This is a genomic window from Komarekiella delphini-convector SJRDD-AB1, from assembly GCF_014831675.1.
Taxonomy (GTDB): Bacteria; Cyanobacteriota; Cyanobacteriia; order Cyanobacteriales; family Nostocaceae; genus Komarekiella.
In genome coordinates this window covers 1-1,045 of the sequence record NZ_VJXY01000191.1, presented here as the reverse complement: position 1 = coordinate 1,045, position 1,045 = coordinate 1, and the positions used below count along the sequence as shown (strand labels likewise).

The following is a 1,045-nucleotide window of genomic DNA, read 5'->3' as shown; positions in this document are numbered from 1 at the left end:
ACCATTTGCTCGACACCTTTATTTCAACGTTAGGACTCTCGCCGACTATAATTAAATCCCATCCTAACTACCAAAACCTACGGTCTTACGGCGTTATTACCGCCTAATTTTGTCCGGAGTATTGTTATATGAAAAGTCACTTTTAACCATACAGCTATTTGATTGATTTTGCAAGGATGTTTCCGTAATCTTAGGATAAAAAACAAAATTTTAAGCACATAGCATAGTCCTATAAAGAACTTATGATTGATTTTTAGAATTGTCTAAATTTTTGATGAAAAAATCTTGAACTGAAGTCAGAAGGAAAACCTTCTCTACTCTTGCCGATCCTTCTGACTTCTGACTTCTTGCTCAATACAAGGCTCATATTACTACGCAAGATCTGCTTGTAATCAAAGCAACTGCGCGCAGGTATACTTTAAAAGCAACAGGAGCTACCCCACCAGTCCAAAAAGCTTGTTAACAAGAGCAGCAATGTTAGGTTGGTCGAGTACTAAAAACAGAGAACTTAGCAGAATCCACAACGCTTAGAGACACTGCTCTCAAATAAATAGCAAGTTGGGTTAGCAAAAGGCGAATCCAACTTGCTGTTATGGATAAAGCGATCGCGTCCTGCTGCTTTTGCTTGATACAATGCTCTATCTGCTGTAGCAATTATTTGTTGAAAGTCAGAATTAGGCTGAGGAACTACTGTAGTTGACCCAGCACTCAGGGTTATATGAGAATAAAGTAGTGAATTGCGATGAGGAATTGCCAATGTGCGAACAGCACAGCAGATTGTTTTAGCAATATGAATAGCCCCAATTGCGTCTGTATCAGGTAAAACAAGAGCAAATTCTTCCCCGCCATAACGGGCAACTAAATCCGCAGTCCGCTTGAGAGCATCTTTGATCGCTTTAGCAATTTTGACTAGAGTGTGATCGCCTGCGAGATGACCATAAGTATCATTGTAGGATTTGAACAAATCAACATCGCACAGAATCAAAGATAGAGGCTGTTGTGAGCGTGTTTGGCGCTGCCACTCAAGCGAGAGATATTCTTCAAA

At 40.1% G+C, this 1,045-nt stretch carries 1 protein-coding gene; it reads right to left on the bottom strand.

Annotation, left to right across the window (positions count from 1 at the left end; all coding sequences use genetic code 11):
• Positions 1 to 508 precede the first annotated feature (508 nt).
• A partial coding sequence (locus tag FNW02_RS38265; RefSeq protein WP_191762653.1) for a diguanylate cyclase occupies positions 509 to 1,045 on the bottom strand: 537 nt, incomplete at its 5' end.